16 protein-coding genes, 1 tRNA gene and 1 pseudogene are annotated in these 13745 nt (G+C 34.6%); 11 read left to right on the top strand and 7 right to left on the bottom strand.

Features of this window, described 5'->3' with window-relative positions; all coding sequences use genetic code 11:
* Positions 1-1037: 1037 nt before the first annotated feature.
* Genes ILS93_RS14210 through ILS93_RS14195 form a run of 4 tightly spaced genes read left to right on the top strand, consistent with a single transcriptional unit; the run spans position 1038 to position 2601 of the window.
* Positions 1038-1913 (top strand): WXG100 family type VII secretion target, encoded by an 876-nt coding sequence (locus tag ILS93_RS14210; protein ID WP_222660723.1) that lies wholly within the window; start codon positions 1038-1040, stop codon positions 1911-1913.
* Positions 1914-1926: 13 nt separating this feature from the next.
* The gene (locus ILS93_RS14205; protein ID WP_001255351.1) at positions 1927-2124 is read left to right on the top strand and encodes a hypothetical protein; all 198 of its coding nucleotides are present in this window, start codon (positions 1927-1929) and stop codon (positions 2122-2124) included.
* Positions 2125-2373 (top strand): DUF4176 domain-containing protein, encoded by a 249-nt coding sequence (locus ILS93_RS14200; protein ID WP_098101843.1) that lies wholly within the window; start codon positions 2125-2127, stop codon positions 2371-2373.
* A gap of 39 nt (positions 2374-2412) precedes the next feature.
* Positions 2413-2601, top strand: coding sequence for a hypothetical protein (locus tag ILS93_RS14195; RefSeq protein ID WP_064476759.1), 189 nt, complete (start codon positions 2413-2415; stop codon positions 2599-2601).
* Between the two features lie 438 nt (positions 2602-3039).
* Here ILS93_RS14195 and ILS93_RS14190 read toward each other — a convergent pair.
* Positions 3040-3112, bottom strand: a tRNA-Val gene (locus ILS93_RS14190).
* A gap of 189 nt (positions 3113-3301) precedes the next feature.
* Positions 3302-3526 carry a hypothetical protein gene (locus ILS93_RS14185; RefSeq protein ID WP_063260295.1) on the bottom strand — a complete coding sequence of 75 codons (225 nt, stop codon included), beginning with the start codon at positions 3524-3526 and terminating at the stop codon, positions 3302-3304.
* A gap of 435 nt (positions 3527-3961) precedes the next feature.
* Between ILS93_RS14185 and ILS93_RS14180 the strand changes: the two genes are divergently transcribed.
* From ILS93_RS14180 to ILS93_RS14165, 4 genes are all read left to right on the top strand, one after another.
* On the top strand, positions 3962-4189 hold the full coding sequence (locus ILS93_RS14180; protein WP_000251865.1) for a hypothetical protein: 228 nt from the start codon (positions 3962-3964) through the stop codon (positions 4187-4189).
* Positions 4190-4343: 154 nt separating this feature from the next.
* Entirely contained in the window at positions 4344-5630 is a 1287-nt protein-coding gene (locus ILS93_RS14175) for a D-alanyl-D-alanine carboxypeptidase family protein (RefSeq protein ID WP_064476758.1), read from the top strand.
* Positions 5631-5823: 193 nt separating this feature from the next.
* Positions 5824-6393, top strand: a complete 570-nt coding sequence (gene sipW / locus ILS93_RS14170; protein WP_064476757.1) for a signal peptidase I SipW — start codon at positions 5824-5826, stop codon at positions 6391-6393.
* Between the two features lie 62 nt (positions 6394-6455).
* Positions 6456-7043: a CalY family protein gene (locus ILS93_RS14165; protein WP_064476756.1), complete on the top strand. Its 588-nt coding sequence runs from the start codon at positions 6456-6458 to the stop codon at positions 7041-7043.
* Positions 7044-7114: 71 nt separating this feature from the next.
* Here ILS93_RS14165 and ILS93_RS14160 read toward each other — a convergent pair whose 3' ends face one another.
* From ILS93_RS14160 to ILS93_RS14150, 3 genes are read right to left on the bottom strand one after another with little or no spacing between them, the layout of a single operon-like run.
* Positions 7115-7636, bottom strand: coding sequence for an IS3 family transposase (locus ILS93_RS14160; RefSeq protein WP_222660721.1), 522 nt, complete (start codon positions 7634-7636; stop codon positions 7115-7117).
* Positions 7611-7976, bottom strand: coding sequence for an IS3 family transposase (locus tag ILS93_RS14155; RefSeq protein WP_098101846.1), 366 nt, complete (start codon positions 7974-7976; stop codon positions 7611-7613). The genes ILS93_RS14160 and ILS93_RS14155 overlap by 26 nt, the downstream gene beginning before the upstream one ends.
* An 8-nt stretch (positions 7977-7984) precedes the next feature.
* Positions 7985-8281, bottom strand: coding sequence for a transposase (locus ILS93_RS14150; protein WP_222660719.1), 297 nt, complete (start codon positions 8279-8281; stop codon positions 7985-7987).
* Positions 8282-8489: 208 nt separating this feature from the next.
* Here ILS93_RS14150 and ILS93_RS14145 point away from each other — a divergent pair.
* Both ILS93_RS14145 and calY read left to right on the top strand, forming a co-directional pair.
* Positions 8490-9338 (top strand): annotated as a pseudogene (locus ILS93_RS14145) (DUF4047 domain-containing protein).
* Between the two features lie 401 nt (positions 9339-9739).
* Positions 9740-10333 (top strand): biofilm matrix protein CalY, encoded by a 594-nt coding sequence (calY, locus tag ILS93_RS14140; protein ID WP_064476754.1) that lies wholly within the window; start codon positions 9740-9742, stop codon positions 10331-10333.
* A gap of 74 nt (positions 10334-10407) precedes the next feature.
* Here calY and ILS93_RS14135 read toward each other — a convergent pair whose 3' ends face one another.
* Positions 10408-10731, bottom strand: coding sequence for a helix-turn-helix domain-containing protein (locus tag ILS93_RS14135; RefSeq protein ID WP_000578867.1), 324 nt, complete (start codon positions 10729-10731; stop codon positions 10408-10410).
* Positions 10732-10810: 79 nt separating this feature from the next.
* Positions 10811-10945: an anti-repressor SinI family protein gene (locus tag ILS93_RS14130; RefSeq protein ID WP_000276217.1), complete on the bottom strand. Its 135-nt coding sequence runs from the start codon at positions 10943-10945 to the stop codon at positions 10811-10813.
* Positions 10946-11287: 342 nt separating this feature from the next.
* Here ILS93_RS14130 and inhA1 point away from each other — a divergent pair, with 342 nt between their 5' ends.
* Positions 11288-13675, top strand: coding sequence for a M6 family metalloprotease immune inhibitor InhA1 (inhA1, locus tag ILS93_RS14125; RefSeq protein WP_064476753.1), 2388 nt, complete (start codon positions 11288-11290; stop codon positions 13673-13675).
* Positions 13676-13745: the final 70 nt, after the last annotated feature.

Raw genomic sequence — 13745 nt, 5'->3', positions numbered from 1 at the left:
TTCTTTAATGAAATAGAATGTAGTAATACGAAAGTTATTATCATTTGCTACCAGTTCTGTCGGTTAAATCATTGAGAGTAATTGTTTTGGCATATACCGGTTGTTTTTATTTTTTGGGTTATGTACGTAATTATGAATATATAAAACAAGTTCATAATGGGTTTTGATTTTAAAATATTTAAAGACCCTTTTGAAGAAAGGTGAGAATGATAACAGTATTAACTTTAACATTAGGCTTGCAAATAACTGTAGAAAAACAACAAAATTCAAAGTTTACAAGATTTGCAGATATAGATCGTTACTAGTAGCAGCTTGTTATATTTTGATTGAAATGAGTTTGAAAACGAAATAGTTGTATAGAGATACTATGCAGGAAACAGTTGATAAGCACATAGGGGGCAAAGTACTAGGTGTAATTGTTAAGGAGATTAGTGAACTGGAATACAAAAGAGAAGCCTTTAAGCCGCACAACAAAATAAAAGAGATGAATAGAAAGAGAGGAAGCTAATATAAACAAATATATTAAAGTAGCTGTTGCTTATAAGTTTAAACCTGAGGGGGAAATGTACAAACAGGCACACTATAGAGAGTTGGCACCTGAGGAGCATTTCCAGCAAGGTAAAAATGATGTGTTACACATGTTTAGTAATCGGTTTGATAAGTTAGTCTACCTCGAGGGGATTAATGTTACTGAGGTAAGTGAGTTAGAATACCGAGCGGGTAGAGCTGAGGAGGATGCTGAATTGAGATTCCTCCAGCAAATCACACTGGATGGTTGTGTCTCGTGAGGTAGTAATTCAAGCTACCTCTTTAATTTTACCTAGAGAGATAAGGTGGGGGTAGGTCTACGTATCCGATAGTAGATATTTATAGTAGAAATAATTTCGTATAATCTGACTAGATGATATTACAGAGATAGCACGAATGCATAAGTTATAATTTCAAGTGCCATAAGGATAACCCTGAGGAGAAAAAGACTTCTGATTTTTAAGATTATATAAAATATTCTATATGAAAATTAAAAAGGGGAAGGGCCTATGGGTTTAATAAAAATTACTCCAGAACGTTTGGATCAGTCAGCTAAGTTGGTACAAGATGTTAAACAAACTTTAGACAATATGCACAAAGATCTTTATAATCAAACAGAGTACATAGCGTCTCAGTGGACAGGTGCAACCAGTCAGAATTTCTATCAAATGTTTAATGAAGCTAAACCAAAGATTTTTGAAGTTAATAATCTATTGGATAAAATTTCAGAAGAACTCAAACATTCTGCTAAGAAATTCCGTGAAGCAGATCAAATGAATTATATGATTGCGAAGGCGAAGTCCCAAAAAAATGTAGAATATTTAAAAGGTAGTATGGACGCGAATTTTGGTGATGGTAGAGTGTCAATTAAAGGTAGTGGAACTGTGATGAATGCCGAACATGAGTTATTTGATAATGCAAACTTTACCTTTAAAGCATTAAAAGGTTCAGCAGAATTCAACATACCATATACGGTCGAGGCTGCTAAAGAAGATGTTTTACAACGAAATATTATAGGGGTAAAAATAGAAGGCGCTGTTGCAGAAGAGACGATAGCCTATAAATATAATTCTTCTAAAGGTTTTGGGGAGGAATTAACTCTTACTAGCAAACAAGGAGTAGCTTCTTATGTACAGGGGATTGAGGGATTTTCTTTTAAAAGTGAAAACATGATAGCTTTACAAGTATACGAAGCGGAAATTACGAAGATTAAGATCCCTGATTATATCCCTGTATTAGGTGACTATGATATAGATGTTAAAGGTGAAATCATACTGGGTGGATATGGTTATAAAATCCGTGCAGGTGAAGAATCAGGATTTTCCGCAACAGCACCTAATGGTTATGGTGGAGGATTCGCATTTAAATTTAAGAAGGAAGAGTGAGGATGGGGTTAAAATGCGTAGAGTCACACAAGTAGTAATATGTATTGCAGCGGTACTATTAATTACACTAGCTATGATAAATGGAGAAACGTGGAAAGATAAAATTGTTATTTCGCTGGCTGTTCTTATATTTACTGGATTTTCTCTAGTGTGGAACTCATTTGTTATAAATCTTATGGAAAAAGTCAATAAAAAAAGGGGGAATAAATAAATGAAACTTTTACCGATTGGAACAGTTGTGAAGCTAGAAGATATAGAACAATTTGTGATGATTATTGGAAGAATGGTTACTTCAGCGGATAATCGTGAGTTCGATTATATAGGTGTTCCTTATCCAGTTGGCTATTTGGGTGAGGAAAAAGTATTATGCTTTAATCACGATAAGATTGTGGAAGAAATGCATAGAGGGTATATGACTGAGAGTGAATTGGCTCTACGTGAGAAATTAGTAGAATTGTAAAAAGAAACGTAAATCTTAAAGATATGATAGGAGAAAAAAATGGGGAAGGTAATGAGAATTATTGTAATTATTGGTATCCTTATTCCTCCAGCGTTAATGTGGAGTGCACCTGACATTCCTCTAAATGTTAAACTTCTGTTTACAGGTTTACAACTAACTGTAGGATTCATCGCAGTAGTAGTGTTAGAGGTAATATTTAGAAATCGAAAAAAGAAGAGGGCAAAATAGATATAAACTGTATAGAATGGCAGATAAGAATATTGGTGGTTAATCTTCTCAATAAAAGAAGCTAACAGAAGCAGGGAGAAATCCTTGCTTTATTTTTTGTATAGAATTACTAAGTAGAGTATCGTTAAATTAGGATATCTGAGGGGGATTACTGTAGATGAAACTGGGAATCTGAGTTAAATAAACAGTAGTCTTAAGAGTTATCTCACTGATTTCAAAGAGTGTAAAAACTATAATTTTAATTACTATACAAACTTAAGTAGCATTTTCTTGTCAGTCCTTTCTCAGTTTTATGGAAACAAAAAAAGAGGCCTACCCCTGAGCCAGCTTGTTTGCTGACTAGAAGTAGTCCTCTGTTAACTTGTGGTGTCTGATGGAGACCTCCACAGTTTTAGCTTTTGAGAATACCCTCTCAAGCCTTGATACTATTAGGTTTTATGACCCCGGAGAGGTTCGAACTCACGACCTCCACCCTGTCAAGGTGGCGCTCTCCCTGCTGAGCTACGGGATCTTCAAAAATGCGTATGTACCAGCAACTTTAATCTTTATGCTAAAGTAATTATATATAATTGACTGAAATTTTACAATATTTTTATATTAAACTTTTGAAGGGAAAGTAGTTGGAATGATGCTAGTCGTGTATTAAGGAATATATAAGTAGAGAATGTAATGAAAAGTCGATTCGAATAAAGTGGTTATATTATTTTTTTCGATACCAATCTAAAGGACCTTCATCACTTAAATCAACAAGAAAAGGGAATAAGAAGTGTAAAGGTAAGCTAATAAGTTCTGGCATAGCGTTCAATGTTTTCTTTGATAGATACTGCCTTCCGAAACAATACGGACAATCTTTTTCAAATGTCACGAGTATTGACCATACATCTTTTATTGTCCACTTCGTTTTACAATACGTACAACGCGCCATAGAGTTCCTCCTCATGTTAAGTTTTCTACCATTATATTCCATTCTATTGTAAGAAAGTCATTTGTATTTGGTGTGATAAAATGTAAGTTGTTTTATTTTTATGTGAATTTATTTAGTCATTTATGATCATTTACATATCGTTTGATATTTTTGCAGGATGATAGGTTTTTGGATTCAATATGCAAACTGGCCAATATATCCTTTTTACAATTTACTTAAAATCATGTATAACAGAGATACAAGATTATTTTACCCCGCATTAACGGGCAGTAAGATCCCTGCTCAAAATTCAGCGAAAGCGAAGAAGTTAGGTGGGAGATTAACTGCCGTAAAAGCCCGATTGGTTCAACTAATAATCCGTGGGAGATGAAGAAAACCCCCACGGATTAAAGTTTCACTTTATAAATATTCAAGAGTAGAGGGAGAATTATTGTAATGGTAAGGAAAACGTTCAAGATGCGTGTATCTAGAAATAGAACGATTTCGATTAATGGATCAATTCTTGATGTGGATGTTACACATGATGAGTTTTTACAAGAGTTTGTTGAGTGGGTCGATTCTAAAGGTTGGTCGTTTATGGGGATGACAGATGAGATTACACCTGAGGAAGCTAGTCAAAATTTAATAGATTCATTAATTGATGAGAAGGATAAGAAAGAATAATTCTTTCTTATTTTTTATTGTATATTTATGTTCTTTATCGTAAAAGTATGATATAGTAAAAAACAGTGAACTTTCTTCCAATTTAATACAAATTACGTATGGATTGGTAGATTCAGTTTTTAGACTGTGAGAGTATAGGAAAAGGGAGAGTCATATGGTAAATTTTAAGAAAATTTTGGCTTTTATTACCGTTATTTGTTTATTTTTTTTGACACCTATGACGTTACGTGCTGAGACGAATATTGGAGTGAATCCGGAGCAAGTGGCACCACCACCTAAGGAAGGGCCAAATGTTTTTAGTCAGTTTGCAACTGCGATTGATGCGAAAACTGGAGATGTTTTGTATGACAAAAACGCACATCATCGTGCATTTCCAGCTAGTATGACGAAAGTGTTAACAGCAATTTTACTTATGGAGCATACGAAGCCAGAGGATCAATTTACGTTTTCACAATTAGCATTAGATCAAGAGAAGAGTAATTATCAAATTGAGTTTCAACCTGGTGAGACGATTAATAGAAATACTGCGCTTATGATTTTAATGGTGCTGAGTGCGAATGATGTGTCGTATGCGATTGCGGAGCGTATTGGCGGAAGTGTTGAGAATTTCGCTCATATGATGAATGAGAAAGCGAAGCAATTAGGTGCTACAGATAGTCACTTTGTAACGCCAAATGGATTGCATGATCCGAACCATTATACAACGCCGTATGATATGGCTATGATTACGAGAGGTGTACAAAAGTATCCTGAGATTTTACAAGCGATGAATACGAAAAGGACGACGGTTACGACATCTAGCCAGACGGTTTCTATTTTTAATAAGTCTACTTATTTTGAAAATCCATATAGCATTGGCGGGAAGACGGGTTTTACAAATGAAGCGCGCAATACGCTCGTTTTATTAAATGAGAAGGATGGAAATCGTATTATAAATGTAGTGATGGCTTCTCAAAGACCTGAAATTTATGAAGATTTGAAGCAGATGGCGGACTATTCTTTCGGTCAATTTGTAAAGCAAACTGTACTAGATAAACATAGTTGGCATCAAAAGACAACGTATTTAAATAAAAATATTGATAGCGAACTTGAAAAAAGTGCAGAACTTATGCTTAAGAAAGATGAAGGGAAAAATGTGAGGACGATTTTCCGTACAGCCTCATTAGATAAAGATTCTTTGTATCATAAAGGAATTCATCGTGGTGAGGTAGTTGGTGCAGTTGATATTACGAAAAATAATCAAACAATTGCGACGATAAATGTTCTTTCCAAAGAAGATGTTACTTTTGCGATGCCTAAAAAAGATACGGCTACGCCTGAAGTAAACGAATCAAATGTAAAAATAATAAGCATTGGGATAGGTGCCGCTCTATTATTTGGAGCTATTTTATTTGTAGTGCTACGCCGAAATACAACAGGAATGAAATCAGAAGAAAAATAAATTACTAGTTAAAAGGCTGTGAAGAGACTTTGTCACAGTCTTTTTTTATATATTAAAAATAACTAATAATTGTAAATTTTCTTATTGCATTTCTGTTTTGTTCGTTATATTATTTACTTGTGTTCTTGTTAAAGAACAATAGTGAATATTGCATACTTCAAATAATATAAAACAACGGAGAGGGAGAGAGACGATGAAATTAATTTGGAAGGTGATTAGCAACGTTATCTCATTCGTTTTATTTGCGTTGATGGTTTGTTTAGCTTTTATAGTTATTTCTTCAAAAGCGAGTGGTGGTGATCCAACAGTGCTGGGATATCAATTTAAGAGCGTACTTTCAGGATCAATGGAACCAACATTTTTAACAGGATCAATCATTGCAATAGAGCCGACGAAAGATGGTTCTAAATATCAAAAAGGTGATGTTATTACTTTTAAAGAGAAAGATGAAAAAATTATCACCCACCGTATTATCGGTGTGAAAGATATAAATGGAAAAGTAATGTATGAAACAAAAGGGGATAACAACAACGGACCAGACTTAGAACCGGTGCTTGCGGACAATGTTATTGGTAAATATGCGGATATAACAGTACCTTATGCAGGGTATGCATTAAATTATGCGAATTCAAAAGCGGGAGCGGCATTGCTTCTTATTATTCCAGGAGTCTTTTTGCTAGGCTATTCCGCGATTTCTATTTTTAGCGCTATTCGTAGCATTGACGGAGAAAAGAAAGAGAAAAAAGTAGAACAATCCGTCTAGTTATTTTGGTTATACTTTCCGTTTAGGAAGTTGACAAATATATAGATTAAGGGGATATGGACATGACTTTAAAGAAAAAATTAGGGATGGGTATTGCATCAGCAGTATTAGGAGCAGCATTAGTTGGCGGAGGAACATTTGCATTCTTTAGCGATAAAGAAGTATCAAACAATACATTTGCGGCTGGTACGCTTGATTTAGCATTAAATCCATCAACAGTTGTTAATGTATCGAATTTAAAACCTGGTGATACAGTTGAAAAAGAATTTAAATTAGAAAATAAAGGTACATTAGATATTAAAAAAGTTCTATTAAAAACAGACTATAGTGTAGAAGATACGAAGAAAGATAATAAAGATGATTTTGGTAAACATATTAAAGTAACATTCTTAAAAAATGTAGATAAGCATGAGACGATTGTGAAACAAACTACATTAGATAAATTGAAGGGTGATACACTTACAGCAGTAGATAATGATTTAGCTGCTTGGTTCTGGGATGAAAAAGGTATTTCTGCAGGTAAATCTGATAAATTCAAAGTGAAATTTGAGTTCGTTGATAATAAAAAAGATCAAAATGAATTCCAAGGTGATAAACTACAATTAACTTGGACGTTTGATGCACAACAAGGCGATGCTGAAGCAAAATAATAAGGACAATAAAAAGAGACTATCAAAAGTGCAGTGATCCCTGTCAAGTAGACAGTATTAAAAAAGCGCAACTAAGCAACCTGAGTTCTATATTTATATGGACTCAGGTTATTTAATTTCTTTTGAAATCTTTGATGATTATAAAAGTACATATATTTACGCACGGCAAGTTTGACCTCATTCGCTTTACGGAAGGAGTGTAAATGAAAACACTCTGCCTTAAAGTGACTGAAGAAGTTTTCCATACAAGCATTATCCCAACAGTTGCCTCTTCGAGACATACTTGCCTTCATCTGATATTTTTTAAGTAATTGATTATATTGACGAGATGTATACTGGGACCCTTGATCACTATGTAAGAGGATTCCCTTTACATTTCGTTTTTTCTTTGCCTTTTTAAGTGTATCTAACACAAGTTTTAAGTCGTTTCTACGACTGGTTTCATAGGCAACAATTTCATTATTATATAAATCCTTAATAGCGGATAAGTACAAGCGCTGTCCATTGAAAATCAAATAGGTAATATCGGTTACCCATTTCTCATCCGGTTTTAAAGCTTGAAACTCCCTATTTAGATGGTTCTCTGAAATCACATAAGCTTCTTTTTTTCCTAATTACGGCTTTGATACCTAGTTCACTCATCAATCTTTGGATGCGCTTATGATTCAAATGAAGGTTATATGTGGCTTTCAGCCACACTTGTATTCTTCTATATCCATAAATTCCTCTTAATTTTTTATGACACTTCAATATCTTTTTCTTAATTTCGATATCCTCGGATTGTTTTATTGAAGGCGTCGTATGCCGTTTTATCCATTTGTAGTACCCACTTCTGGTTACACCAGCAATATTGCATAGAATGGTCACTGTATAACCTGTTTTTTTCATTTCATGGATAACTTCGAATTTTTTCGTTTTGGATACGACTTTCATTCCTCCTTTTACATCCCTAAGAGCTTTTTTAATATTTCATTTTCCGCTTCTAATCGTCGGATCTTAGCTTCAGAATCTTCGGGTCTAAGCCTTGGTCTACCTAAACCTGGTCCTTTCGCTTTACCGCGTTTTTCTTCTAGTCCTTTGATTCCTTCAGCTTCAAAGTATTTCACCCAACGACTTACAACCGAGTGATGAATACCTAATTCTTTCGCAATGGTTTTATAGCTCATGCCTTCTTTTAAGTATAAATCTATAGCTTTTTTCTTAAATTCTACATCGTAAGTGACTCTAATTTTTCCCATAAAAAAATCCCCTCCATAGTAAACAGGTTAGTGTTCTTTCTTTTTCCTGTCTACTATAAGGAGATCATATCAAAAGAGGTAGTCTCTTTTTATGTTAAAAGAGAAATGTAAAAAGAAGCATAATTTTTATATCATTTTGTAATTCACTTTATTATAATAAAGATATAGTTCTTGATAAAGAACAAGTTGTTCGATAGGAGAGATTAAAATGCTGAAGCCACCTAGCAATTTCAAAAAGATGCTTATATTGCCATGTTTATGTTCTATTACTTTTTATTTAGGCTCTCAAATGATGACTTATACAGAAGCAGCTTTCGTTCATGAAACGAAAGTAACGGCTACCATTTCTACAGCAAGTATTTTTCCAAAAACAGTTGATCAATTAACAGAACAAGCTAAGCAACATAAGGAAGTTATTTTGCGTGAGTATGAAGGGATGAAATTGAAATTAACCTTTACTTCCATTCAAGAGTTAGAGCAGGTGCTTACTACGTGGAAGCAAGGGCGTGAGAAAATAGTTGCGGAAAGAGAATTGTTACAAAAAGTATATGTATCAATAGAGAGTTTTTATAATCAAGTGCAAGAAGAGTTAAAAAGTAATACAACCGAATCGAATAAGCAAGTATTCTCGTATGTGAATGCGGGCTTCCATATAGTGAAAGACAATTGTGAGTATGTTGATAAAGAGGTAAAGTTACAGGTGATTGATAAACAAATTCAAGATTTTGAGAAGTTACTAGTAGATGAAACAGCAAAACTAGAAGAGGGTAAGAAACAAGAAGAAGCGAAAAAATTAGAAGAGAAGAAGCAAGAAGAAGCGAAAAAGTTAGAAGAGAGTAAGAAACAAGAAGAAGCGAAAAAGTTAGAAGAAAGTAAGAAATAAGAAGAAGCGAAAAAGTTAGAAGAGAGTAAGAAACAAGAAGAAGCGAAAAAGTTAGAAGAAAGTAAGAAACAAGAAGAAGCGAAAAAGTTAGAAGAGAGTAAGAAACAAGAAGAAACAAAAAAGCTAGAAGAGAAGAAGAAACAAGAAGAACAGAAAAATAAAGATAGCAAGTAAAATATAGTAACATTCCAGAGCAGATAGGGATTATAAAACAAATAGGTGAGGAGGGCACTATCACTCGCCTATTTTTCGTATCCTTCTCATCTTATTTAGCCACCTAGAGGTAGTTAGATGGATGAGGGATACTAATTAGTGGAGATAGGTCAAGAAATCAACAAAATCTTTTCTTGATTTCTTGATATTTTACTGAAAAATCAAAATAATATTGAGAAATAAAAATAACTGAAAATATTAATAAATATGTGTTGTATTTATATAGGTTTGTTCGTTATAATGAACATAAGGTTTTTAAAAAAGAACAAATATTAGCTAAGCTAATATAGTTTTAGTTACATCTCTTATTTTAAATAAGAGATAGCAATAAAAATATAAAAAACAGCTAGGGGGAATTGATTGTGAGTCTGAAAAAGAAATTAGGTATGGGAGTTGCATCAGCAGCATTGGGGTTATCTTTAATTGGTGGAGGAACATTCGCTTACTTTAGCGATAAAGAAGTATCTAACAATACATTTGCAGCTGGGACGTTAGATCTTACATTAGACCCTAAAACGCTTGTAGATATTAAAGATTTAAAACCAGGGGATTCTATTAAGAAAGAGTTCTTATTAAAGAATAGCGGTACATTAACAATTAAAGACGTTAAACTAGCAACAAAGTATACTGTGAAAGATGCAAAAGGCGATAATGCTGGTGAAGACTTTGGTAAGCACGTTAAAGTGAAATTCCTTTGGAACTGGGATAAACAAAGTGAGCCTGTATATGAAACAACTTTAGCAGATTTACAAAATGCTGATCCAGATCTTTTAGCTAAAGACATCTTTGCTCCTGAGTGGGGAGAAAAGGGTGGATTAGAAGCAGGCACAGAGGATTATCTGTGGGTACAATTTGAATTTGTAGATAATGGGAAAGAACAAAATATCTTCCAAGGTGATTCATTGAATTTAGAATGGACATTCAATGCTAACCAAGAAGCTGGCGAAGAAAAATAATTAAAAAGCGGGGATTCCCCGCTTTTTTTATAAAGAAAAAAGAAGTGCTGGTTGTAAGCACTTCTTTCTATTTATTATTTTTGATCGTGCTTCCATTTTGTAAATTCAAGAAATTCACGAAATTGTTCTTTGGAGACACCTGAGCTCATCGCATCTTTAACGAGTTGTGTCCATTCGGAGTCTAAGTGATTTTCCTTTGCTGTTTCATCATGAAGTAGAGTATCAACTGGAATTTGTAGAACTGCTGCAATTTTTTCAAGAAACTGAATGGAAGGGTTTTTTTGTAAATTTCGTTCTATAGAACTAATGTAAGATTTAGCAACACCAGCTTTTTCGGCAAGTTCAGTTAATGAAATACCTTTTTGTAAGCGAAGGCGTTTTATACGTTCTCCAATCATATTTGCGCACCTTTCTATCAATATGTAGTCGTCTTATGATGTCATTATTATAACATAAACTTCGTTAAAAAGAACAAGCCTATTGAGCCTGACTGGATGGCTTCATACGTTGGAAAAAATGTTCGATATCTTGCAGGGCGATACCAGCATCTAGAGCTTCAAGTATTAAATCAATCCATTCTTGGTCCAGTGCGTCAGTCTTATCTTTGTACAAATGTAATTCCTCCCTAATTATCGGTCATAACTGCTGCTACAGAATATATGATAATGCAATCGCATTTTGTGTTTTATATAGTGAATTATCAAATATTTTGTAGATAAAACAAAGATAAAATCCCCATTAAATTCCCTCTATGGAAATTATAAAGTTTCTGACAAGTATTTTCAATATTTTCAGAAAATATTGTTGAATTGTGATATATTCGTATGCTAACTATGGAATTTTTACAAATGTATTAAAAACATTACATAATATGACTAAATATTGAAAAAATATTGAATTTTTAATAAAATTCAATTTGTAATACATATTATTTATTAGGGGAGGAAATAAGGGATGAACAAGAAACCGTTCAAAGTTTTGTCATCAATCGCTTTGACAGCTGTATTAGGTCTTTCGTTCGGAGCTGGTACTCAATCTGCATATGCTGAAACGCCTGTGAATAAGACAGCTACGAGCCCAGTTGATGATCATTTAATTCCAGAAGAACGTTTAGCGGATGCGCTAAAAAAACGTGGGGTAATTGATTCGAAGGCTTCAGAGAAAGAAACAAAGAAAGCTGTCGAAAAATACGTAGAGAACAAAAAGGGTGAAAATCCTGGGAAAGAAGTAACAAATGGGGACCCACTTACGAAAGAAGCATCTGACTTTTTAAAGAAAGTGAAAGATGCAAAAGCAGATACGAAAGAAAAGTTAGACAAACCAGCAACAGGAACACCTGCAGCGACAGGCCCAGTTAAGGGTGGTCTAAATGGTAAAGTACCAACATCTCCAGCAAAGGGAAAAGAATATAACGGTGAAGTTCGTAAAGATAAAGTACTCGTTTTACTTGTAGAGTACGCTGACTTTAAACATAACAATATCGATAAAGAGCCTGGCTATATGTATTCGGAAGACTTTAACAAAGAACATTATGAAAAAATGTTATTCGGTAATGAGCCATTTGCGTTAGAGGATGGAAGCAAAATCGAAACGTTTAAACAATATTATGAAGAGCAATCTGGTGGTAGTTACACAGTAGACGGAACGGTTACAAAATGGTTAACAGTTCCTGGTAAAGCTGCTGATTACGGTGCGGATGCTGCTACAGGTCATGATAATAAAGGACCAAAAGGACCACGTGATTTAGTAAAAGATGCATTAAAAGCAGCTGTAGATAGCGGTATTGATTTATCTGAGTTTGATCAGTTCGATCAATACGATGTAAATGGTGATGGAAATCAAAAGCAACCGGACGGGTTAATTGATCACTTAATGATTATTCATGCAGGTGTTGGACAAGAAGCGGGCGGTGGTAAATTAGGTGACGATGCAATTTGGTCACATCGCTGGACAGTTGGACCAAAACCATTCCCAATTGAAGGTACACAAGCGAAAGTTCCATATTGGGGCGGAAAGATAGCGGCATTCGACTATACAATTGAGCCAGAAGATGGCGCAGTTGGTGTATTCGCGCATGAATATGGTCATGATTTAGGCCTTCCAGATGAGTATGATACAGACTATACTGGTCATGGTGAGCCAATTCAAGCTTGGTCTGTTATGAGTGGCGGAAGCTGGGCTGGTAAGATTGCAGGAACAACGCCAACGAGTTTCTCACCACAAAATAAAGAGTTTTTCCAAAAAACAATTGGTGGTAACTGGGCGAATATCGTAGAAGTAGATTACGAGAAATTAAATAAAGGTATCGGTCTAGCAACATATTTAGACCAAAGTGTTACGAAAACGAACCGTCCAGGTATGATTCGTGTAAACTTACCTGATAAAGATATAAAAACGATTGCTCCAGCATTTGGTAAGCAGTACTACTACAGCACAAAAGGTGACAATCTTCATACAACGTTAGAAACACCATTGTTCGATTTAACGAATGCAACGAATGCGAAATTTGATTTCAAATCGTTATATGAAATCGAAGCAGAGTATGATTTCCTTGAAGTACATGCTGTAACAGAAGATGGGCAAAAAACGCTAATTGAAAAACTTGGTGAGAAAGCAAATAGTGGAAATGCACATTCGACAAATGGAAAATGGGTTGATAAATCATATGATTTAAGCCAATTCAAAGGTAAGAAAGTAAAATTAACATTTGAATACATTACAGATGGTGGTTTAGCATTAAACGGTTTCCTACTTGATAATGCTTCATTAACAGTAGATGGCAAAGTAGTATTCTCTGATGATGCAGAAGGTACACCACAATTTAAATTAGATGGTTTCGCAGTTTCTAACGGAACTGAGAAGAAAAAACATAACTACTATGTAGAGTGGAGAAATCATACTGGATCAGATAGCGCATTGAAATTTGCTCGCGGTCCAGAATATAACTCTGGTATGGTTGTATGGTATGCAGACTCAGCTTACACAGATAACTGGGTTGGTTTACATCCAGGACATGGTTTCCTTGGTGTAGTTGACTCTCATCCAGAAGCAATTGTAGGAACTTTAAATGGTAAACCGACAATTGACAGTAGTACACGATTCCAAATCGCTGATGCGGCGTTCTCATTCGATAAAACGCCAGCATGGAAAGTTGTATCTCCAACTCGTGGAACGTATACGTATAACGGCTTAGCAGGTGTGTCGAAGTTTGATGATTCAAAAACGTATATTAATCAACAGATTCCAGATGCAGGACGTATTTTACCGAACCTTGGCCTAAAGTTTGAAGTAGTAGGACAAGCTGATGATAATTCTGCAGGTGCTGTTCGCTTATATCGTTAATACAGTAAAACTACCGAGAGATTTTCTTTCGGTAGTTTTTTTGTGAGCAATGAATTTTATATAAAAGAAG

Source organism: Bacillus sp. 16GRE42 (genome assembly GCF_019837435.1).
In the GTDB taxonomy this organism is placed as follows: domain Bacteria; phylum Bacillota; class Bacilli; order Bacillales; family Bacillaceae_G; genus Bacillus_A; species Bacillus_A wiedmannii.
Note: the sequence above shows the minus strand (reverse complement) of the source record. Positions and strands in the feature narration are given on the sequence as shown.